Origin of the sequence: Paenibacillus sp. FSL W7-1088 (genome assembly GCF_037969855.1) — a bacterium.
GTDB lineage: Bacteria > Bacillota > Bacilli > Paenibacillales > Paenibacillaceae > Paenibacillus.
Window position 1 is genome coordinate 2317025 of the sequence record NZ_CP150216.1, and the last position, 20364, is coordinate 2337388.

Genomic DNA, 20364 nt, shown 5'->3' on the forward strand with positions numbered 1-20364 from the left:
TTCTAGCTGAATATAAGAACCCAAGCACAGTCCCCCATGGGAGGCTGTGCTTTTTTTGATATATTTGATAAGTGGAGTTCCATATGGGAAATCCTTTTTGGACGCTTATGCGCGGCTCGTCATGCTTGACCAAAGCTTCATGCAAAATCCTACAAGTGCGGCCAGGGAGAATGCCATTGCAGTGAGATAAAAGGTGCTTCTGTTGGTATGCTCGAGCAGCAATCCTCCCAGTGTTCCGCTGAGCAGACCGGAAGCGCTGGACCACACAATGGTGAACAGGGCCATACCAGTGGCGCGATAGCCATCCGGAACAAGGCGGGTGATATAACGGACCGCAGTCACGTAGAAGATGCCAAAGGTTACGCTGTGCATCGTCTGAATGGCAACGACCGCTGCGGGTGTATCCGAGATGGACATCAGAAATAAGCGAATCGTATACATCAGCGCAGCGAGCGTGAGCAAAGGAAGTTCTTTGTAGCGATTTCCATATCTGCTTAACAGCAGAAACACCGGAATCTCACTGACCGAAGAGATCAACAGGGACCAGCCGATCAGCCCTTCACTGGCACCTAGATCTTTCAGCGTAATCGTAAGAAAAGCTTCATTCATCCGGTGACCCAGAGCGAGCAGGAAAACGCAGCCGAAAAAGGTGAGAACATCCCTTCGTTTCAAGATGGACCACAGTCCCGAAAGATCCATTTTAGTGCTGCTGCCCGAAGGCTGATCTTTTAATCGAAAACCGATCAGGAGTGTAGTCGCGGCCAGCGCGATACATACCCACATCGTCCATCCCGGTCCGAAAGATCCGAGAAAATATCCGATACTTAACGCAAAGAACGCATATCCGATCGAGCCAAATACACGAATAGAAGTGAAATTTCGTCCATACTTGCTCGCGGTTGTAATCGCCATCGTATCCGAAAGTGGATAAACCGGGTAGTAGAAAAAGTAAAACAGGGTGACCAGTACAAACACCTGACCAAAGGTTGTGGCATTGGCAAGCATGACACCGGTGATCAGTTGCCCGGCAAGCAGGATGATCATCACTTTGCGTACCGTTTTGTAGCGGTCACTCGCCATACTCCAGAACATATTGGAGAATACAGAGACGAGAGGACCGATTCCGTACAGATAACCGATTTCGGCCCGACTGAACCCCAGATGACTGAAATAAAGCTGGAAATACGATACCACCAGAACGGTGGAACCGAAGATGGTGAACATGAGTGCCCGCAGCCAGTTTTGATCTGGCCGGGCGGTATGACTTGATTTCATGATGAAAGGCTCCATTCTTAATTACAGTTCAAATTTATTATCCCTTGAGGGAAGTTGATTTCCCGGATGAGGGTACAGACATGGTAGGTTCCTTCTGTGTACGCCGGATGACAAGCCAGACAATGACAAGCTCGGCAAGCAGGCCAAGGGATTGAGCTACTGCGCCGATCATGCCGTTCCACGCAGGGAATATGCTGACCAGTATGAGCAGGACGATCACCGTACATATGGCATTGGCTGTCTGGGAGCGAAACATCGTTTTGGTCTGTCCGCGCAGCAGAATCAAACCATTGCTGAAGTCGAGAAAAGGTGAAATCAGCGGAAACAGTACAAACGCACGCAGCGTCCACAAACTTTGCTGCAGCAGATTACCCTGAACGCTCATGACATTTTCCAATACCCACGGTCCAAGCGGGGTGTAGGCAATCGATACAGTCATGGCAAAAGGAACAAATCCGGTGACCAGTGCGAACTTCTTCACCAGTTTGGCATCAACAAGATAGAAATTCAGTACGATTTGGTGGATGTATGTAAAGAAGCTTAGCATCAGCTGCATCAGGCTGCTCGCAACGGCAAAGGAAGAGATGGCCAGAGCAATCCCGGTCGTTTTGCCAAGTACGATATTAATGACGGGTCCGATAAAGAGGGCCACGAAACTGGATAATAACAGCGGCTTGTAAAAGCGAAAGACGTCTGCCTTGTTTTCAACAGGATGATCTTCCAGCTTGGCTGGCATCTTGCGCTTGATGCTGTTGCCTTCGAGAAAACTGACCAAAGCCTCAATCATCATACCCGCGGCAAAAATGATAGCGCCTACACGTCCGCTGTCAATGCTGTCTGTATATATGAAATACAAGGAAAGGCCATACATGCCGGCAAGGCGGAATAACATGCCGATCGTCAGCCATTTCGTACGGTTATTCGTAATAATGATGCCCTGATAGATATTGCGGATGACCGAAAAGATGCTGACATACATAAGAATCTCGTAGACGTCAATTACTTTGGATAACAGATCCGGGCTTACGCCAAACAGATATTTGAATACACCTGTACCAATGGGAGAATATACGATGAGAAATCCGATCAGAAGCACACAAGCGAGAAATATTTTGGTCACAAACGTGAGGGCCTGAAAGGAAAGGCGGTCCCGAACCAGCGCTGAACAGGTTTGACGCAGCAGGGTTGAAGGGCGCTCGGTGAGGGTCAGCAGGCTACCGGCGATGGCGTAGCTGGCAATGACCGTCTCGGGATGAGCGGAACGTGCGAGTGTGCTGTTAATGATTACGTGCGAAATGGTAACGAGAGAGGCGGATATACCCAGCGGCACAAAAAATGCAAATAACCGTCTCCACGAAAGTGGTTCACTTGACGTCATGTCAACGACTCCTTTGATGGATGAAATAAATGGATGAAATAAAGTGAGTATCACATAATGCTTACATAAAACAGATGCCCGCCAGCAATTGAATGCCAGCGGGTCAAAAAGGTTCCGATACTTTTGAAAGATTAAAGACATTATATTCTTGTAGGGAGTTGATGTAAATAGATGGCATTGTGATAATCGACAATTAAATGTCAACTTCTCAAGCGATAATGGATCATCAGATAAATGCCATTCAAGAAGAAAAACAGCAAAATGTTTGGAAGAATGGCATAGCTTCCCCAGTTCACGGTCAGGCTGCTCCACTCGCTCACCCAAATCACAAATGCCGAGATCGCCCCGACCATCAGGACATGAACAGTCAGATTGCCGATGCGAATCTCTTTAAGCAAGCTTCTCAATCCAATCAGATTTCCAGACATGATGATGAATTCCATCAGCACTACACCCGCCACTGCACCTTTAAGATGAAATCCATCAAGAGGGATCAGGAAGTAATGGCAGAGGGTAGCCGCAGTAATGCCGATTGCCGTTCCGATCAAACTGATTTTTTTGTTATCCTGTGACCACAATATACTGGTGGATACCTCACGCAGGCCGACAAGCAGCGGTATGATGCTTAACCAGCGAATCAGCTCTGCGGTTGCTGCAGAATTGAAAAAGAGCTGTGCCAGGTCGCGGTTGAAAATCCATAAAAAGGAGCTGGAGGCGATTCCCAAAATCCACACCATCTCCATGGTTTTCCTGCTTTTCTTTGCAAAATAATCATAAGCCTGTTCCTGCCAGGAGAGAACAAGCTTCATGGTCAGAGTATGTGATATGGCCGCAGTTACAATGGTTGGCATATAAACAACTAGCATGGCCATACCCATAAGCAGGCCGTACATTGCAGTCGCTTGTGTGGAGGTGTAACCTGCCGTTTGCAGTCTTGACGGGATAATGACCGCATCCAGCATATCGGAAAATGGAATCAGCAGCCGTGTGAGGGAAATAACCAGGGAGCTTTTGATAAACCAAAAGCCGTCAGCCCTCCCTGTGGGGACACAAGTATGTATTTCATTCTGTTGCCCGGCATGACGCAAAAAAAGAAGCAGGATCACAAAAGCTGCAATTCCGCCCATCGCCGTTCCAATCAAACTTCTTCCGACCGCCGCCATTACACCTTGAGGCAGCCACAGCCAGGTAATGCCTAACATCAGCCCGACACGAACCGCTTGTTCCATTATCTCTGAGATAGCAATTGCACCATAATGTTCAAGACCTTGCAAATAGCCTCGCAGCAGGCTTAACAGAGGCACGACGAATATGGCCAGGGACAGAGAGCGTATAAATGGCTCCAGAACAGGGTTGCCCAGCCACTTGGAAATGGTTGAAGAGTAGGCGAGTGTAAATAAACAGATCGTTCCGCCAATGAGCATCAGCAAGGTAGATAAGCGCTTGAACCAGACCCAGCCAAGCGCTGGTCTCCTAGCTGTATACATGGCAAGGGAGGTAGGGAGCCCTCCCGTAATTAACATAAGCATAAAACCGAAATAGGAATAGGCGATCTGAAATAAACCTATACCTTCAGGGCCCGCCATACGGGTAAGTATGACACGTCCAGTCAGACCCATCGCTTTGACCAGAGAGACAGCACCGATGCGGATACCCGTCTGCTTGAGACCGGGAGGGATATTCATCCATTTCACTCCATCCAACACAAACATCTTGTCCATCATTTATATGAGCCAAGGGTGTCAAGTATGTGTGTTGTGGCGTAATCAGTCCTGAATATGGATGAGAATATACGACGTTTTGTTGTCCCAACCCAGATCAAACGGAGCCTGAAAGCGGTCAGCTGTGTGAGAATTGACAAGAGGGTAGCCGCGTTGATCGAATCCGGTCACGATGGAAAAGTGATCCACATCATTATGCATGACATGGGCGATCAGATCGCCAGCCTCCAATTTGCCTATCGCCCCATAAGGGTGAGCAGCCGTTTTTTCGACCAGTTTCGTGAACGAGTCCGTGGCGATTCTTTTGCCATACCCGGAATATATCAGGAAATTTTTGAATGCGTCCGTCTGTACCCACGTTTTGGTGCCGCCCTTGGGGAAATGATATCTCCACGGACCGCTCATGGGCAATCCGCCGCCTTCCTCCCGGTCGCCAAGCGCCTGGGAAGCAAAATTGGTACAGTCGCCCCCGAGATTATTGTAATTTTTGTATTTGGCATTATACCTGACCTTGTCATTGGTTCTCCAAGCGATTCCGGCATATTTGTTTGCATAAGCTACCGCTTGCTTTCTTTTGTACTTCTTGCCATCCTTCAGCACCGGTCGATCGGGCGGCGGAGAGGGAATTCCTTCGGCAATCAGACGAGGATTCTCTTCCAGCGGGTCCAGGTACCATTCCTTCGAGACGATCCATTGATCATGGACTTTTTTCAGCGTGACAGCATGCCATGTTCCGAGCCCGAACGAATGACTGGCTGACATTTGATCATTATAGGCGTATGTGATCTGCTGCGAATGACCCAAAGAAACGGTGGCTGTCTGATCCTTGATATGGATTTTGGAGATATGGATTTTCGACTTACAGTCGGTAATCTTCATGTTTCGATATTTGGCCCATGTATGAAGATACGTTTTGCGTTTGACTTCCAATGTGTAAGCCTGACGGCTCAAAGGAGATTTCATATCATAATACTGTTCCATGTGATGATTGCGTTCTGCTAAGTAATTTGATCTTTCTGAAAAAAGGTCTTCCAGATTTTTCTTGACCTCGTATTCTGTTATGGAAGATGCTTCTGCTGGGCTCACTTGATGTATAGTTACAAACAAACTGCATATCAGGAGCATAGTTATCCACTTATACATGACTTCTCCTCTTGAAAGTTATTCAACCAATCGGGTATACACGATCAGGCGTTTTTCGTGTTCCTTTTTTTTGCGATCGTATTTTCCTGTGCATGTGATCAGATTCAGCTGCTTTTCAGGGGTATCACCGAATATTTTATCTAAAGGTGCTTCCTGCGTGTAATAGGATTGAACCGCCAGAACCTCATATTTGAGATATTGGTTATTCTGGTCAAACAGCAAAACAAAAGAACCCGGTTTCAGATGCTTGAGAGGGTAAAATATGGCTGGACCTGTATAGTTGTCTACATGACCGGCAACAATTGCATTTCCGTTTTCTCCAGGCAAAACTCCATCTACATATAAACCGGCCACCTCACTGGACTTGGGTACTTGCAATTGTCCATCTGCTGACAGATGAATAGGAATGATTGAAGTACTCAAATGAACCGATGGAATACACAAACGAACCGGCTTCTTCATGACTATGGATTGCGGAATCCTTGTCTGTATCTCGGGATCAACACTAGTCTGATCTTTAGGAGCGGATGTTTGGAAAGCGGTCTGTTCCTTCATGCTATTTGCTGGAGATAAGATAAGGCATGCAATGATTAAAAAAATTACAATTGCGGCGAATGAAGTGTTGTTTTTCATACGTTTCTCATCCTTAATGATAAATTGAAGAATAAGAGAAAAGAAAAATCGTTTTCTTTTCTCTTCTCTTATTCCTTTTTTTACTCGCTTACGCCGCCATATCCTGTTTTAGGAAGGGCTTTTGGTGTAACGCTTTTTGCATGGATTTTATGCTCTTTGTTGACGGATTTCTGATGAAGCTTGTGTTCCTTGCCTTTATGCGATTTCGTGTGCATTTTGTGCTCTGCTTTATGCTCTGCTTTGTGCATGGATTTCTCCATTTTGTGCATCGGTTCAGTTGCAGCGGATGCGGATGCAGAAGCACCGGATACAGCCAGCATTAGGCAAGCAGACAGAGAAACAATGGTTGCTTTATTCATACTTGAATTCCTCCTAGTGGGTAATTTGCATTGCATAATTTAATATCCCCAGGTCTTACATGATTATCGATTGTATTTTTTTACAGTGCTTATCGAAGTCATGGAGGTTTATTGTTGATTTGGTAAAATAGAATGACGTGTGGTGTGAATGGAAGGGGTATTTTGCAACAAGTCGTTCGTAGGTGTGATTTTTTGCCGTGATTATGCGGGAGATCATTTGTACAATTAAGGGGATCATATTATAATAGGATTGGTTAAAAATCGCTCTAATACGTATTCAACCAAGTGGAGGCACATTTATTTTGAGCCAATCAAATCGAAATCGTCATCAATATCCGCGTGGACCGTTGGCATTGATGAGAGGGGTGTACAAATACACCATTCCGGAAACGCGGAAGGAATTGGATGGATGGCGTGCCCAAGCTGAGAAAATTCCGAATGAGGAATTGCGCAATCAGGCACTGGCCAGTCTCAGGGACAAGCAGTTCCACTGTGAAGGCGGGACCGTTTATGCTTTACCTGATTTGCCGAACAGGCACATTCTGATTCCACTGATCGTTTCATATCAGACTATTAGTGATTATTTGGACAATCTTTGTGATCGCAGTACATCGATGGACCCGAATGACTTTCGGCTTCTCCATCAATCTATGCTTGATGCGGTAGATCCCGAAGCAACCCCTGTCAATTATTATGCGCTCCGCGAGGAGCAGGATGATGGTGGATACCTAAGGAATCTGGTGACCTCATGTCAGGAGCTGACCCGTCAGCTGCCAGGATATGCATCCGCCAAGCCCCAAATTCAGGATCTGGCAGGCCTATACACGGACCTGCAGGTATATAAGCACATCAAGCCGGAACTGAGAGAAACAGCATTGCTGGAATGGTGGTCGGAACATCGCCACCGTACACCTCAGTTCCGTTGGAACGAATTTGCCGCCGCTACCGGCTCTACGCTGGGCGTATTCATGCTGTTTCTGGCTGCGAGTGATGATCAGCTGACAGAAGAGCAGGCGGCTTCGATCCACACTGCCTATTTTCCTCATGTATGCGCACTACACATTATGCTTGATTATTTAATCGATCAGGATGAAGATCGTATCGGAGGAGATCTCAACTTCTGCAATTATTATGAGAATGTGGAGACAATGCTGGACCGAATTGCTTTTATTGTGGAGATGGCCCGCAGTGATGTGCAGAAAATTCCGGGGAGTGCGTTTCACCGGATGATTATCGAAGGACTGCTTGCCATTTACCTGTCTGATCCCAAAGTCAGCGAACAACAGGAAGTTCGCGTCGTTTCCAAGCGTTTGATGAAGAATAGTCCGATGACAAGAGTATTTTTCTTTATCTTTAGCCGCTGGATTCGTAAGCATATGTAAGTCAGGCGTATTGTGGTGGGAGCCTGAAGTGAAACTAGAGGAGGAAGAAACATCATGACAGCAGTAAAGAAAATCGCAGTTTTAACGAGCGGTGGTGATTCACAAGGGATGAACGCGGCTGTTCGTGCGGTTGTTCGCAGCGGACTGTTTCACGGTCTCGAAGTGTACGGGGTTCAACGTGGATACCAAGGTCTTTTGAATAACGATATTTTCCCAATGGACTTGCGGAGTGTAGGGGATATCATCCAGCGTGGGGGAACGGTTCTTCAATCGGCACGCTGCAAGGAATTCTATACCGCTGAAGGTCAGCAGAAAGGTGCAGACATTCTGCGTGCACGCGGCATTGACGGCCTGGTTGTTATTGGTGGGGACGGTTCTTACAACGGCGCCAACAAACTGAGCAAGCTGGGTATCAACACGATGGGTCTTCCGGGAACGATTGATAATGACGTTTCTTTCACCGATTACACGATCGGATTCGATACAGCAGTAAGCGTAGTAGTAGATGCAGTTAACAAATTGCGCGATACCATGTCTTCACACGAACGTTCTTCCATCGTTGAAGTTATGGGTCGTCACTGTGGCGATATCGCTTTACATGCAGGACTCGCATCAGGTGCAGAAACGATTCTTGTACCGGAAGTTCCGTTTGACATGGACGAAGTGGCAGATCGCATGAAAGCCAACTTTGCACATGGTAAACGTCACAGTATCATCATCGTAGCTGAAGGCGTGGGCAAAGGTGAGGATGTAGCAAAAGAACTGATGGAACGCTGCCCAACGTATGAGCCACGTGTAACTGTCTTGGGTCACATTCAGCGTGGAGGTACGCCAACTCCGTTTGACCGTAACCTTGCCAGTCGTCTGGGAGATTTCGCAGTTCGCAGTCTGATTGCAGGGGAGACCGACAAGGGTTGCGGTATTATCAAGGGTGAATTGACCCTGACGGATATTGATAAAGTTGTTAATACCAAAAAAGATTTCGATATGGAAACTTACCAGCTTGCACAGCGTTTGTCCCAATAATCCAGTTTCTGTATCACCAAAAGTTCAAATCAAAAGAGCACAGTCCCGTTTTGCCGCGGGCTGTGCTCTTTTTTATAGGTCCACTATTTATTTTCGACCATACGAATCGAGGCTTGCTTCTGCACAAGGAACAATCTCCATAGAAGCGCCGTTGCCCCAACGGCAAGGCCTGCAATCAGTCCAACCCAGTATCCAAAGGCACCGAGTGAAGTATACGTAGCCGTGATGTAGCCGACAGGTAGACCGATAATCCAATACGCCACAAACGTTATGATCAATGCAGGATTCACGTCTTTGTAGCCCCGAAGTGCTCCCTGCGTTGGGGTGGCAATGGCATCAGAGATTTGAAAAAAGATGGCGTAAATCAGGAAATGCTTTGTCAAAGCAATAACCTCGCGATCATTCGAGTACACGCCTGCAATTTGTTCCCCGAATACCAGTAATACCACAGCTGTTAACAGAGAGAGCCCAATGGCGCCTCCGATACCCAGGAGGCTGTATTGCTTTGCGTCTCTCACACGCCCTGCGCCCGCCTCATAGCCTACTAGAATCGTAAGGGCCATACATATACTCACAGGCAGCATATACAGCGTAGAAGCGAAATTCAGGGCCGCCTGGTGGGCAGCAATCGTAATCGTGTCGAACCGGCTCATTAATAATGTGACTGCTGCAAAGATAGAGGTTTCAAAAAAAGTAGCGAAACCGATGGGGACGCCGATCTTGAGCAGCTCTTTCCATTTGGTCAATGAAACGTTGGGCAAATTTCGAAAGATCCCGTATTGGGCAAAGGGCTCAATACGGTGTACGAAAAAAAGGCTGAGGAGAAAAATGAGCCAGTATGTACTTGCCGTAGCCACACCTGCTCCGACACCTCCCAGTTGGGGGAAGCCCCAGCGTCCAAAGATAAGTAAATAGTTCAGGAAGATGTTTACAGGCAGCGAGACTAGCGTAATCATCATGGTGATCCGTGTCTGGCCCAGTGCATCCATAAAACTTCGCAGCACAGTGTAACCGAAAAGGGGGATGATCCCAAAAGCCAAAGCACACAGGAAATAGAAAGCGACTTGGGCAACCCGCGGCTCCAAGGGCATTCCGTTTAGAATCGGACTGAGCAGCAATGTGCCTGCTGCCAGAACGACGATTCCGACCGCCACACCGAGATATAATGCTTGAATGACGCTATGACCAATCTTGTCATTACGCTTCGAACCGAGCAGATGGGAGACGACAGGTGTAATGCCAATCAGAATACCACTTAGTCCTGTCTGCACCGGCAACCACAGACTTGTGCCGATGGCGACACCCGCGAGATCAGCAGGGGAGAACTTGCCTGACATATTAGTATCGAAAAACGACATGGCAGAGAGGGCGATTTGTGTGGTGAAGATGGGTAGAAATATAATCAGGAATTGCTTTACTTTTTGAGAAAAGCTGGTGGTGATCATGTTCACTGGCAGTGCCTCACTATTCTTAAGAGTTATCACTAAACTTTCATGTTCGGACAGCTATTTATTGTAGTGGATTTTACTCATTTTGAATAGGGAGGGAAACATAGTTGTTCGGAAGGTATGGGTGAGAACATAGTAAAAAAACCTCGCTCCAGATGAGATGGAACGAGGTTGTTGGAATAGAGTGAATAAGAGTAAAAGTCCATTATTTATAGTTTACGTCTGGTGTATAACGATTGGAGGCATTCCATAGCAGGTACTCATCCACATCCATGTCTTTCATTGCTCGGATCTGGTCCTCTACCTGTTTTTTGCCGTATTTGATGTAATGTCCACTGCCTAGCCAGCTTGCGGTAAAGTCCTGAATCCATGGGCGAATAACGGGTTTAAGCTCCTTGGTTGGATCAAGTTTCTTATGTGTATCTTTCATGGAGCCTTTGATGGTCGTATAAGGATCTTTGTCAGGGTCCTTCACACCGTACCAGCCGGTGGAGTAATGACTCGGGTAAACCATCGGCGAGATGACATCCACATTTTCAGATATTTTCACAAAATCCTGTCCAATACCCTCGGCTGCGGGTACCGAAGCCGCGTAACCGAATATATCAACCGAGACTCGAACGCCCAACGGTGCAAGTTCCTTGCGTGCATACTGCACGAATTCGGCTACAATGTCGACCCGGGACTTGTCGGACTTGGTGTATATCAGTGCGTCTGCACGCGTTTCAAAACCTTCCGGAAAACGAACATAGTCGAACTGGATTTCCTTAAATCCTAATTTGGCAGCTTCCTTGGCAATTTCTATATTGTAATCCCATACTTCCTTGCTGTAGGGATTGACGAAGCTGTCGCCTTTGCCATTGGCCCATACGGAACCGTCCTTATTCCGGAAAGAGAGCTCCGGATTTTTCTTGGCGAGAATTGTATCCTTGAATACGACAACTCGTGCGATCGGGTAAACATCATGTTTTTGCAAACGATTCATCAAAGCATCCATATCTCTTATAAAAGGCTGGGATTTGCCCATTTCCTGTAACGTCTTGTTCTCCGTAGGGTAGGTTATGTATCCGAGATCGTCCTTGATATCAATGACCATAGAATTGAGCTCGGTGTTATCCATTAGATCAAGTAATGATGTCATACGTGAACCACCAGCGCTGTAAGCCGTCACGTAGATACCTTTGACAACGGGTGCATCGGGTTGTGGGTCGATTTTGGCAGGTGGGTTATCCGCATCAATAACGACCTGGTCTTTTTGAGATTGAATGATGGCTGTGTTGAAACTGCTTGTTAATGATTGAAAGGGTTGATTCCCTTGCTCGGCTGTACCTGGTGTACCACTGAAGGTTCCCAACGCCATAGCCAGTAAAGCCCAAAACATATTCATTCATTTCCACTCCCCTATGTGCATTCCATGTTTGAATTATACAATAAAGCCTCTGGGCTTTTAACCATAATATTCAAGTGATGAAACACATGGGAAAAATGAAAACCGCCTCCTGTTGAGGGTAACCCCCACAAGAAGCGGCGTGATCAATCTAAAAAAAATTATTGAATGTAAATCTCATTTTGATGCTCACAAATACTGTACTGAATGATTTCCATTGCGTCTCCCTGTTCCAGGATGCCCAGCCCATCCCGGAGAACAATCAGTGAGTCGAGCTCATTCGGTTTTAAGAAAGGGAGCATTTCCGGGCACCATCTGTTGACGATTTCAAACAGTTTTACCGTTTCCATATCCACAATAATCACCCTTTCCTACTCGAATTCCAAAATGGTAAGTCATTCGGCGCGAATCGGAAAAGCACATGGTTCTGTGAAATTGAAGGGCACATCCTGCTATACAACATATTTAGGAGCCGTACACCGTTATTATACCACAATGTTTTGAATTGTTAACCGTACATCTGTCTCAACTTCGGCGGAAAGAGCCCATAACTCCAACTGTTTCCACAATATTAACAAATGCCTTCGGATCAGTTTCCTTGATAATTCGTTTGATTTCAACGAGTTCGTAGCGAGTAGTCACTGTCATTAACATGTCCTTTTCGATATCTGTATATGCTCCCTGAGTCTTAATTTTGGTGACCCCACGAGGGCGAATAAGCAATTTTTTCAACATCGCTTCGGTTTCATTGGTAATAATGTACAAGGTGACTTTGACATGGCTGATATGAATCAGATCCAGTACTTTGCCTGTGATATAGATCGATACCATGGAGGCAAGCGCGATGTTCCAGTCATCATTTAGATAACCTGCGAGCATAATAATGGCTCCGTTCATGCCAGCCATTACCGTACCAATCGGGAAATCACGATTACGGGTGAAAATGGAACCAACGATGTCCAGCCCGCCTGTGGATCCGCCTACTCGAAAGGAAAATCCGGTGCCCAATCCCACTAATACGCCGCCAAATACACAGCTCAGAAGAGGATCTGTTGCCACAACAAAAACAGGCAGAAGCCCGATGAACCATGAAGTGGCCGCTACCGAAACAATACTTAATGTAATGAAACGTCGTCCAAGAATAAACCAACCTGCAATGAGCAGAGGAATGTTAAGAACAAAATACATTATACTAAGATTCAAATTTGTAAAATAACCAAGAAGCATGGAAATACCGGATACCCCGCCACTAAGAAGCTGATGGGGAACCAAAAACCAGTTGAAGCCGCAGGCAATAGCTGCAGCACCCAATACGATCACTAAAAAGTGCCAAATCATTTTGGGCAATTTAATCACCTCATTTATATTTAAAACCAGATTGCTGGTAATCTTGAATTGTTTTGTGATATAATGATTTGTGGATATTCTTGAGTAGGAAACTTTTTCCAAATGGAACGATAAAATTTGAAATGTTTCAAACACATGTATGTAGTTTTAGTCTTATGTTGGGGACCCATTCACGAATTATGTTCTTTTGTGAAAATAATTCGACTTGATGGGATAACCTATAAATATTAACGCTACTTAAGAATACAGACAACAAAGTGGATTGTCCACCATGTCCACCATATAGAAGGAGTATGAATAATTTTGACAAATTTAAATTTCACAGATTTCAATCTTGAACCACTGGTGCTGCAAGCAATCACCGAACTTGGTTTTGAAGAGGCCACTCCGATTCAATCCAAATCAATCCCTCTTGCTCTAGAAGGCAGAGACTTGATCGGTCAAGCTCAAACGGGTACTGGTAAAACCGCTGCATTTGGTATTCCATTGATCAGCAAAATCTCCAAAAGTGATGAAAAAATCCGCGCCCTCATTATGGCACCTACACGTGAGCTTGCGATCCAAGTTGCCGAAGAAATCGAAAAACTCACCCGCTTCAAAGGTTTGCGCTCCCTGCCAATTTACGGAGGACAAGACATCGTTCGTCAAATCCGTGCACTGAAAAGAAAACCACAGATCATCATTGGTACACCAGGACGTCTCCTGGACCACATCAACCGCAAAACAATCAAACTTGATGATGTACAAACTGTTGTATTGGATGAAGCAGATGAAATGCTTGATATGGGCTTCATGGAAGATATCCAATCCATCCTGAAACAAGTTCCAGACGAGCGTCAAACAATGCTGTTCTCAGCAACAATGCCTCCTAACATTCAAAAATTGGCTCAACAATTCTTGAACAACCCTGAGCACGTTTCCGTGATCCCTAAACAAGTAAGCGCACCTTTGATTGACCAAGCTTACATTGAAGTGCCAGAGCGTCAAAAATTCGAAGCACTCAGCCGTTTGCTGGATATGGAATCTCCTGAACTGGCGATTGTATTCGGACGTACTAAACGTCGTGTTGACGAATTGGCTGAAGCTCTGCAAAAACGTGGATATTCTGCTGACGGTCTGCATGGTGACTTGTCGCAAAACCAACGTGATACAGTAATGCGTAAGTTCCGTGACGGCAGCATTGATGTTCTCGTTGCAACAGACGTAGCTGCACGTGGTCTCGACGTATCCGGCGTAACTCACGTTGTGAACTTTGACCTTCCGCAAGATCCGGAAAGTTATGTTCACCGTATCGGCCGTACAGGTCGTGCGGGTAAAGAGGGCGCTGCATGGTCTTTCGTTACTCCGCGTGAGATCGACCACCTGCACTTTATCGAGCGTGTAACACGTCACCGTATTCCGCGCAAACCGCTGCCAACTATGGCTGAGGCTGTAGAAGGAAAACAACGTTTGACAGCTGAGCGTTTGCTCGAAATCGTACAATCTGGTGAACTGAACGAATACAAAGGTATCGCGATTCAAATGCTGGAGCAATATGATTCTGTTCAACTGTTGTCGGCTGCTCTGAAGCTCCTGACAGGTGACAAAAAAGATGCTCAGGTTGATCTGACTCCTGAAGATCCAATTCGTGCAAAACGTCGTAAACCGGATGTTCGCTCTGGCGGACGCAAACCATCTGGTTACAGCGGCAACCGCAGCAGTGGTGGTGGCGGTGGATACAACCGTGATCGCAACAGCAGTGGCGGCGGACGTGGTGGATACAACCGCGATCGTAACAGCAGTGGTAGTGGAAGTGGAAGCAGAGAAGGTGGTTACAACCGTGACCGCAAACCGCGTCCAAGCAACAACGAAGGACGTCGTCCTGCGAAAGATTCTTCTTTCGAATAATATACAAGCGTGAACTGGAAAATGGAGCAGGGCGACTGCTCCATTTTTTTATGTGCAGATTAGGCCAAACCAGTGTACTGTCGATCTCTTTTCGGGAAGGGCTGGCTTTTCCTATCTATAATAAGGTATATTAATATTATTAGACTTCAGGTTAGACGCAAGGCTGCGGAGGAGGAGAATTGTTTGGAATTTAAAGGAGCTATGGGTGGGATCTACCGACTTACAGAGTGGATTACGAGACTGGCCGCAACCAATCTGTTGTGGGCTATTTGTTCGTCTCCGTTCTTGTTTTTCTTGATTATGAAACTGCTCGTGATGCAGCAGAACCTGGCCAACGAATCACTACAAATGAACTGGGCTATAGCCATTGTGGCACCGCTTACACTATTCCCAGCGACATCGGCCCTGTTTACGGTTGTACGTAAATGGAATATGGGGGATACGGACGTGCCAATCTTCCGTACTTTCTTTGTAGGTTACAAAGAGAACTACAAACAAAGTTTAATCGGAGGTATCTTCTATACCTTGCTGTTTGCCATCATGTATCTGGATTACACAGTATATATGACACAATTCAAGAATATGCAGCTGGTCGGAATTATTATGCTCGTACTATTGCTGCTGCTGTTTGTTTCTCTCTTTAACTTCTTCTCGATGGTGGTACATTACCACATGTCCATCGGATTGATCATCAAAAATGCGGTGCTGTTGACGCTGATTAGACCATTCCGTGTATTTTCCACGCTGCTGGGAAGTGGATTGTTGTTCTATATCGGTTTTCGTTATCCGGTCTTGTTCATCTTCTTCATTATTAGTATTGTTGCCTGGTTTGCTTTCTTCAACTTCTACGCAACGTTTAATAAGATGCAGGAGCAGATGGAGAAGATGCAGTTGAAGAAAGAAGAAGAGGAAGCTGCACAAGCTGCAGAACAGGCAGGGGAGTCAGTTGAGACGATAGAGGCCCATGAACCATCTGAGGTTAAGCCATCTGACGAAAAACAAGATAATCTCCAAAAATAAAACATGAGCTGTCACCATTTACTTTTTACACAGTTAGGGATATAATAATTGTACATCCTGCGATGTACGTTTCGGTTATTCGTTGTTTTGAACCAATGATGATGTCTTCGGGAGATCAATACAGAATGTTGCTGAAACGCCCTGTCTATATGACATGGGGACTTCAAAAAACATTTTTGCGGCCACCCACCTGCCAAGCAGGTTCATAAGACAATGTAGCCGGACGGCATAGGCGGGTTCCTATTTTATCATGTACAGCACCCTGACTCTTTCCTCTAATCCAGGAATTTCAGGGTGCTTTTTATTTGAGCTTATTTTGTTGGATTGGCTGTATTTTGTTAAAAGTGTCGCTTGCCCTTTTGTTACTACATGAACAATGTTACACTAGTATACATAAATGGAACGGTTACATCAAAGGAGGAAGGGTCTTGACCTTAAAGAGAACGCTCGTCGGTATCATCCGCAGCATGGAGGGAACCAGCGATCGAGCCAAGGATCCCAAATTAAAAACACGGTATTATAACTTATCCAAAGACAGAGCCTGGGAAGAGGTTTCTTCGACACTCAAAAAAATCCCGGGTTATAAAGTGCTGCATGAAGTGCCTTCTGTGGGAGAGGTTATACTGGAGAAGCGGACTACCTTTGGACGGACGATGGATATTACGGTTTCCATTATATCGGTAAGTCCTGTACGAAGTGCGGTCGATATGTATTCGGCTTCACGTGGTTCACTTGGAGACCTGGGTTCTAATTATCGAACGATCATGAACTTGTTCTCCGTTTTGGATAAGAAGCTGAGTAAGTATAAGTCAAACGATTGAAATAGATGGATGAATAACAAAAAGCGAGAGAAGGTTAACCTTCCTCGCTTTTGTTCTGAACGTGAACTACCTTTTACAGCAAGGCTTTTACAGCGGAAATCGCTTGCTCGAAGTTAGGGGAGTCTGTCATTTCAGGCAGATATTCCACATATGTAATTCGGTCTTCAGCATCCAACACGAAGATGGAGCGCATGTCCAATTGGAATTCTTTGATCAGAACACCGTAGTCTTGACCGAATGAACGTGTTTTGTAGTCAGACAGTGTTACAACGCGGTCAACTCCGGCTGCGCCGCACCAGCGTGCTTGTGCAAAAGGAAGGTCAACGCTTACTGTCAATACGACAACATTGTCTCCAAGATCTCCTGCTTCAACATTGAAGCGACGGGTTTGGGCATCGCATACGCCAGTATCCAGTGAAGGAACAACGCTGATTAATTTGATTTTACCTGCGAAGTCTTTCAGGGATGCATCTTCAACCAGGTTTTTACTCAGTGTAAAATCGGGTGCTTGATCACCCACTTTCAATTCGGGTCCGATCAGTGTAATAGGGTTGCCTTTAAAGGTGGCTGCGCCTGTACGTTCTTGTGCCATAATAATGTTCCTCCTTATAAGTTGGTGATCCGTGCCAAAATCCATTATAATCTTTTATGAAAGGCATTGTCCAATTCGGACGAAGGATCATTAGAATGGGTCAGATTTGCAGGCCGATCTGAACAGGGTGGAGTGAAAGCAGAAACTTATGATATTTATAAGGTATGAGAACTGGAAAAGTTATTTAAAATTTTTCCCTTTGACGTCGATTCTTTTAATTGCCAATGTTGTTATGTTTATTGTGCTCAGTTTGAACGGTGGTTCCACAAACAGTATGACGTTGCTTAAGTTTGGAGCGCTTGTTAACCATGAATTATTTGCAGCAGATTGGTGGCGTTACATTACATCGATGTTCCTGCATGCTGGTTTCAGCCATTTGTTGTTTAACAGCTTTGCTCTCATCGTATTTGCACCACCAATGGAACGACTGCTTGGGTCGGTGAGATATGGTGTGTTGTACTTGGGTGGAGGCATTCTGGGTAATATTCTGGCTGTTGCCTGGTATAACTCGGTTGGAGCAACGACAATCTCGGTAGGTGCTTCAGGTGCGATCTACGCAATCTATGGTGCGTTTCTGTATGTAGCCTTGTTCCAGCGAACAATGATGGACGAAACCTCGCGTAAAACGTTGTATACGCTGCTTGTATTCGGTATTATTTTTTCCTTTGCCATGACGGGCATTAACTGGATGGCGCATTTGGGCGGGTTGTTGGGTGGATTCTTCATTTATGGACTTCTCATCCGCTTGTGGAAACCCCGTAGCTTTAAGCAGTAGTCAAATTGATCTGAAGACGGAATGCAATCACGGATAAGTAGGGTATAGAGCAGATTGGAGAGATCAGGGGCAGTGGAATTAAGACAGTTGCATTACTTTTTGAAAGTGGCACAGAAGGAGCATGTTACGCAGGCGGCGGAGGAATTGCACGTAGCGCAGTCTGCAGTGAGTCGTCAGATTCATCAGCTGGAGGAAGAACTGGGAGTAGACCTTTTTATGCAAAAAGGGCGAAATCTGCAGTTGACCGCCGTTGGGCAGCTCTTTTGCAAACGGGTTGAAGGTATATTGAAAGATCTGGACAAAGCGGTCGGGGAGGTTCATGAGTTTCTCGACCCGGAGCATGGTGAAATTCGTATCGGTTTTCCTCACAGTCTCGGTATTCACTTGATTCCTTCGGTTGTGGCAGCGTTCCGTCAGCGTTATCCTAACGTCAAATTCAGATTCAAGCAAGGCATGTTCCCGACGCTCATTCGTGATGTGTTATCGGCCGAAGTGGACTTGGCATTTATATCTCCATTTCCGGAGAAGCATGACCAGGTGGATGGTGACATTGTGCTAACGGAAGAACTGCATGCGATCCTTCCGCCGAATCATCCATTGGCCGGTGAAGAGAGTATTGCGTTAGAGCAGCTCAAAGATGATAAGTTTGTATTATTCAGTAAAGGCTATTCTCTGCGTCCGATTGTCTGGCACGCGTGCCTTGAAGCCGGGTTTACGCCCAAGATTGCTTTTGAGGGGGAAGAGACGGATACGATTCGAGGGCTGGTTGCGGCTGGCATGGGTGTGAGTTTGCTGCCGGAAATGGCGCTTTTCCAGACGAACCCGCTGCAACCGGCGCATGTAGCCATTTCTCATCCAAAAGTGACGCGTACGATCGGGTTGATCCACCGTGCAGATGACAAGCTTCCGCTTGTTGCGCAGTCATTTCGTTCATTTTTACTTAATTATTTCGGTTTACAGCAAAACAATACCCCATCCGATTAACGGTGGGGTATTGTTTTTTGGTTTGTGTATTCAATTAGTCGCGGCTATTGAAAATTCCGATGTAACGAATCAGTTCGAGCAATGAGATTAATGCTGCAGCGACGTAAGTTAATGCTGCGGCATTCAGTACTTTGGCGACGCCTCTCTCTTCTTCGTTCCGGATATAACCTTCCGATACCATAATCTCTCTTGCACGGTTACTTGCGTTGAACTCAACCGGCAACGTAATGAGTTGGAATGCGACGGTTACGGAGAAGAAAATAATACCAATACCGACAAGGTTCATTGCATTAAAGATGAATCCGGCAATGAGCAAGAAGGGTGCAAGTCCGGATGCAAAGTTGACGATTGGGAAAATCCGGTGACGTAGTGCCAACATCGGATAACTTTCCTTATGCTGGATCGCATGGCCAACTTCGTGACACGCAACGGAGACAGCCGAGATTGAATTTTCATAATATACAGGCTCAGACAACCTCACGACACGATTGATTGGATCGTAGTGATCGGAGAGTGCTCCGCGTACGGGTTCAATAGGAACGTCGTGTAGGCCATTGGAATCAAGCATGTGACGGGCAGCATCGTAACCGGTCATTCCATTTAGGTTTTTAACATCAGACCAACGATTGAATGTACTCTTAACGCGAAATTGCGCCCATAAGGAGAGCAAAAAGGCGATAATGATCAAAACGAACATACCGTTATTAAAACTCATATTCATTCCTCCGCTTTCTAAATAATAAGCTACATCATGGTGTTCTCAAGCAAGATTTTCAAAGCTTCCATCGTACCAGCACTTTTGGTGAGTAGTCCGGCCATCATCTTACGTGCTTGTACAGGTTTCATCTCGCCAAGCAGCGGTTTAAGCTCATTCACCTCTCGCTCAAGCTGTTGCACGTGGAGCTCCAATGTTGTCAGTTTGCTGGCAACTTGTTCTTCCGTGCTCACCAGACTCCACTTCTCAAGAGATTGCTTAATCTCGTCGAGACTATACTTCTCTTGTTTCATGTGTACAATACGTTCCAGCCTGGTTAAAGTTTCATTACTATAAAGACGATAGTTTTTTTCTGTGCGCTCTTCAGGAGCGATGAGACCGAGCTTTGTGTAATAATCAATCGTCCGTTCGCTCACACCTGCAGTTTTGGCAAGTTCGCCAATCCGAAACAATTTCATATCCCCAATGATA

General features: G+C 45.9%; 20 protein-coding genes and 1 other RNA gene. 8 read left to right on the forward strand and 13 right to left on the reverse strand.

Annotation, left to right across the window (positions count from 1 at the left end; all coding sequences use genetic code 11):
- Positions 1-105: 105 nt before the first annotated feature.
- From MKY42_RS10730 to MKY42_RS10755, 6 genes are all read right to left on the reverse strand, one after another.
- A complete protein-coding gene (locus MKY42_RS10730; RefSeq protein ID WP_090895585.1) occupies positions 106-1275 on the reverse strand; it encodes an MFS transporter in 1170 nt (389 codons plus the stop codon).
- Between the two features lie 37 nt (positions 1276-1312).
- Positions 1313-2653, reverse strand: coding sequence for a multi antimicrobial extrusion protein MatE (locus MKY42_RS10735; RefSeq protein WP_090895587.1), 1341 nt, complete (start codon positions 2651-2653; stop codon positions 1313-1315).
- Between the two features lie 200 nt (positions 2654-2853).
- A complete protein-coding gene (locus MKY42_RS10740) occupies positions 2854-4338 on the reverse strand; it encodes an oligosaccharide flippase family protein (protein WP_177185666.1) in 1485 nt (494 codons plus the stop codon).
- Between the two features lie 81 nt (positions 4339-4419).
- Positions 4420-5337, reverse strand: a complete 918-nt coding sequence (locus tag MKY42_RS10745; RefSeq protein WP_339850887.1) for an amidase domain-containing protein — start codon at positions 5335-5337, stop codon at positions 4420-4422.
- 198 nt (positions 5338-5535) lie between these two features.
- On the reverse strand, positions 5536-6072 hold the full coding sequence (locus tag MKY42_RS10750) for a class F sortase (protein WP_339850890.1): 537 nt from the start codon (positions 6070-6072) through the stop codon (positions 5536-5538).
- Positions 6073-6230: 158 nt separating this feature from the next.
- Positions 6231-6509, reverse strand: a complete 279-nt coding sequence (locus tag MKY42_RS10755; RefSeq protein ID WP_090895592.1) for a hypothetical protein — start codon at positions 6507-6509, stop codon at positions 6231-6233.
- Positions 6510-6811: 302 nt separating this feature from the next.
- On the opposite strand from MKY42_RS10755, the gene MKY42_RS10760 reads away from it, so the two are divergent.
- Together MKY42_RS10760 and pfkA are read left to right on the forward strand one after the other, a co-directional pair.
- Positions 6812-7891, forward strand: coding sequence for a tetraprenyl-beta-curcumene synthase family protein (locus MKY42_RS10760; protein WP_175480778.1), 1080 nt, complete (start codon positions 6812-6814; stop codon positions 7889-7891).
- A gap of 54 nt (positions 7892-7945) precedes the next feature.
- Positions 7946-8917 carry a 6-phosphofructokinase gene (gene pfkA, locus MKY42_RS10765; protein ID WP_076292040.1) on the forward strand — a complete coding sequence of 324 codons (972 nt, stop codon included), beginning with the start codon at positions 7946-7948 and terminating at the stop codon, positions 8915-8917.
- Positions 8918-9000: 83 nt separating this feature from the next.
- On the opposite strand, the gene MKY42_RS10770 is transcribed toward pfkA, so the two are convergent.
- From MKY42_RS10770 to MKY42_RS10785, 4 genes are all read right to left on the reverse strand, one after another.
- Entirely contained in the window at positions 9001-10362 is a 1362-nt protein-coding gene (locus MKY42_RS10770) for an MATE family efflux transporter (protein ID WP_090902093.1), read from the reverse strand.
- 208 nt (positions 10363-10570) lie between these two features.
- Positions 10571-11752 carry a putative glycoside hydrolase gene (locus MKY42_RS10775; protein WP_090895595.1) on the reverse strand — a complete coding sequence of 394 codons (1182 nt, stop codon included), beginning with the start codon at positions 11750-11752 and terminating at the stop codon, positions 10571-10573.
- Positions 11753-11913: 161 nt separating this feature from the next.
- A complete protein-coding gene (locus MKY42_RS10780; RefSeq protein WP_029880762.1) occupies positions 11914-12102 on the reverse strand; it encodes a hypothetical protein in 189 nt (62 codons plus the stop codon).
- Positions 12103-12277: 175 nt separating this feature from the next.
- Complete coding sequence (locus tag MKY42_RS10785) at positions 12278-13099, reverse strand: YitT family protein (protein ID WP_090895598.1); 822 nt, start codon at positions 13097-13099, stop codon at positions 12278-12280.
- 303 nt (positions 13100-13402) lie between these two features.
- On the opposite strand from MKY42_RS10785, the gene MKY42_RS10790 reads away from it, so the two are divergent.
- The 4 genes from MKY42_RS10790 to MKY42_RS10805 all read left to right on the forward strand — a co-directional run bounded on the left by MKY42_RS10790 (position 13403) and on the right by MKY42_RS10805 (position 16827).
- A complete protein-coding gene (locus tag MKY42_RS10790) occupies positions 13403-14986 on the forward strand; it encodes a DEAD/DEAH box helicase (RefSeq protein WP_090895601.1) in 1584 nt (527 codons plus the stop codon).
- A gap of 183 nt (positions 14987-15169) precedes the next feature.
- Entirely contained in the window at positions 15170-16006 is an 837-nt protein-coding gene (locus tag MKY42_RS10795; RefSeq protein ID WP_090895603.1) for a DUF624 domain-containing protein, read from the forward strand.
- A 51-nt stretch (positions 16007-16057) separates the two neighbouring features.
- A non-coding RNA gene (ssrS, locus tag MKY42_RS10800) (6S RNA) lies at positions 16058-16249 on the forward strand.
- Positions 16250-16434: 185 nt separating this feature from the next.
- Entirely contained in the window at positions 16435-16827 is a 393-nt protein-coding gene (locus MKY42_RS10805; RefSeq protein WP_024629239.1) for a DUF1499 domain-containing protein, read from the forward strand.
- A 73-nt stretch (positions 16828-16900) separates the two neighbouring features.
- Here the strand turns inward: MKY42_RS10805 and tpx are convergent, their stop codons facing one another.
- Positions 16901-17419, reverse strand: a complete 519-nt coding sequence (gene tpx / locus MKY42_RS10810) for a thiol peroxidase (RefSeq protein ID WP_111619256.1) — start codon at positions 17417-17419, stop codon at positions 16901-16903.
- Positions 17420-17567: 148 nt separating this feature from the next.
- Here tpx and MKY42_RS10815 point away from each other — a divergent pair, with 148 nt between their 5' ends.
- Positions 17568-18194 carry a rhomboid family intramembrane serine protease gene (locus MKY42_RS10815; protein WP_063564796.1) on the forward strand — a complete coding sequence of 209 codons (627 nt, stop codon included), beginning with the start codon at positions 17568-17570 and terminating at the stop codon, positions 18192-18194.
- Between the two features lie 72 nt (positions 18195-18266).
- Positions 18267-19178: a LysR family transcriptional regulator gene (locus MKY42_RS10820; RefSeq protein WP_024629242.1), complete on the forward strand. Its 912-nt coding sequence runs from the start codon at positions 18267-18269 to the stop codon at positions 19176-19178.
- 34 nt (positions 19179-19212) lie between these two features.
- On the opposite strand, the gene MKY42_RS10825 is transcribed toward MKY42_RS10820, so the two are convergent.
- Both MKY42_RS10825 and MKY42_RS10830 read right to left on the reverse strand, forming a co-directional pair.
- Positions 19213-19893, reverse strand: coding sequence for a zinc metallopeptidase (locus MKY42_RS10825; protein ID WP_062322116.1), 681 nt, complete (start codon positions 19891-19893; stop codon positions 19213-19215).
- A gap of 29 nt (positions 19894-19922) precedes the next feature.
- The gene (locus MKY42_RS10830) at positions 19923-20351 is read right to left on the reverse strand and encodes a MerR family transcriptional regulator (protein ID WP_063564944.1); all 429 of its coding nucleotides are present in this window, start codon (positions 20349-20351) and stop codon (positions 19923-19925) included.
- Positions 20352-20364 lie beyond the last annotated feature (13 nt).

Excerpts from the sequence above, each read along its gene's own strand:
- MKY42_RS10825 (WP_062322116.1), bottom strand. The coding sequence starts at position 19,893 with ATGAGTTTTAATAACGGTATGTTCGTTTTGATCATTATCGCCTTTTTG.
- MKY42_RS10730 (WP_090895585.1), bottom strand. The coding sequence starts at position 1,275 with ATGAAATCAAGTCATACCGCCCGGCCAGATCAAAACTGGCTGCGGGCA.
- MKY42_RS10755 (WP_090895592.1), bottom strand. The coding sequence starts at position 6,509 with ATGAATAAAGCAACCATTGTTTCTCTGTCTGCTTGCCTAATGCTGGCT.
- pfkA (WP_076292040.1), top strand. The coding sequence starts at position 7,946 with ATGACAGCAGTAAAGAAAATCGCAGTTTTAACGAGCGGTGGTGATTCA.
- MKY42_RS10740 (WP_177185666.1), bottom strand. The coding sequence starts at position 4,338 with ATGAATATCCCTCCCGGTCTCAAGCAGACGGGTATCCGCATCGGTGCT.
- MKY42_RS10750 (WP_339850890.1), bottom strand. The coding sequence starts at position 6,072 with ATGAAGGAACAGACCGCTTTCCAAACATCCGCTCCTAAAGATCAGACT.
- MKY42_RS10735 (WP_090895587.1), bottom strand. The coding sequence starts at position 2,653 with ATGACGTCAAGTGAACCACTTTCGTGGAGACGGTTATTTGCATTTTTT.
- MKY42_RS10745 (WP_339850887.1), bottom strand. The coding sequence starts at position 5,337 with ATGAAATCTCCTTTGAGCCGTCAGGCTTACACATTGGAAGTCAAACGC.
- MKY42_RS10770 (WP_090902093.1), bottom strand. The coding sequence starts at position 10,362 with ATGATCACCACCAGCTTTTCTCAAAAAGTAAAGCAATTCCTGATTATA.
- tpx (WP_111619256.1), bottom strand. The coding sequence starts at position 17,419 with ATGGCACAAGAACGTACAGGCGCAGCCACCTTTAAAGGCAACCCTATT.
- MKY42_RS10775 (WP_090895595.1), bottom strand. The coding sequence starts at position 11,752 with ATGAATATGTTTTGGGCTTTACTGGCTATGGCGTTGGGAACCTTCAGT.
- MKY42_RS10830 (WP_063564944.1), bottom strand. The coding sequence starts at position 20,351 with ATGAAATTGTTTCGGATTGGCGAACTTGCCAAAACTGCAGGTGTGAGC.
- MKY42_RS10780 (WP_029880762.1), bottom strand. The coding sequence starts at position 12,102 with ATGGAAACGGTAAAACTGTTTGAAATCGTCAACAGATGGTGCCCGGAA.
- MKY42_RS10815 (WP_063564796.1), top strand. The coding sequence starts at position 17,568 with ATGATATTTATAAGGTATGAGAACTGGAAAAGTTATTTAAAATTTTTC.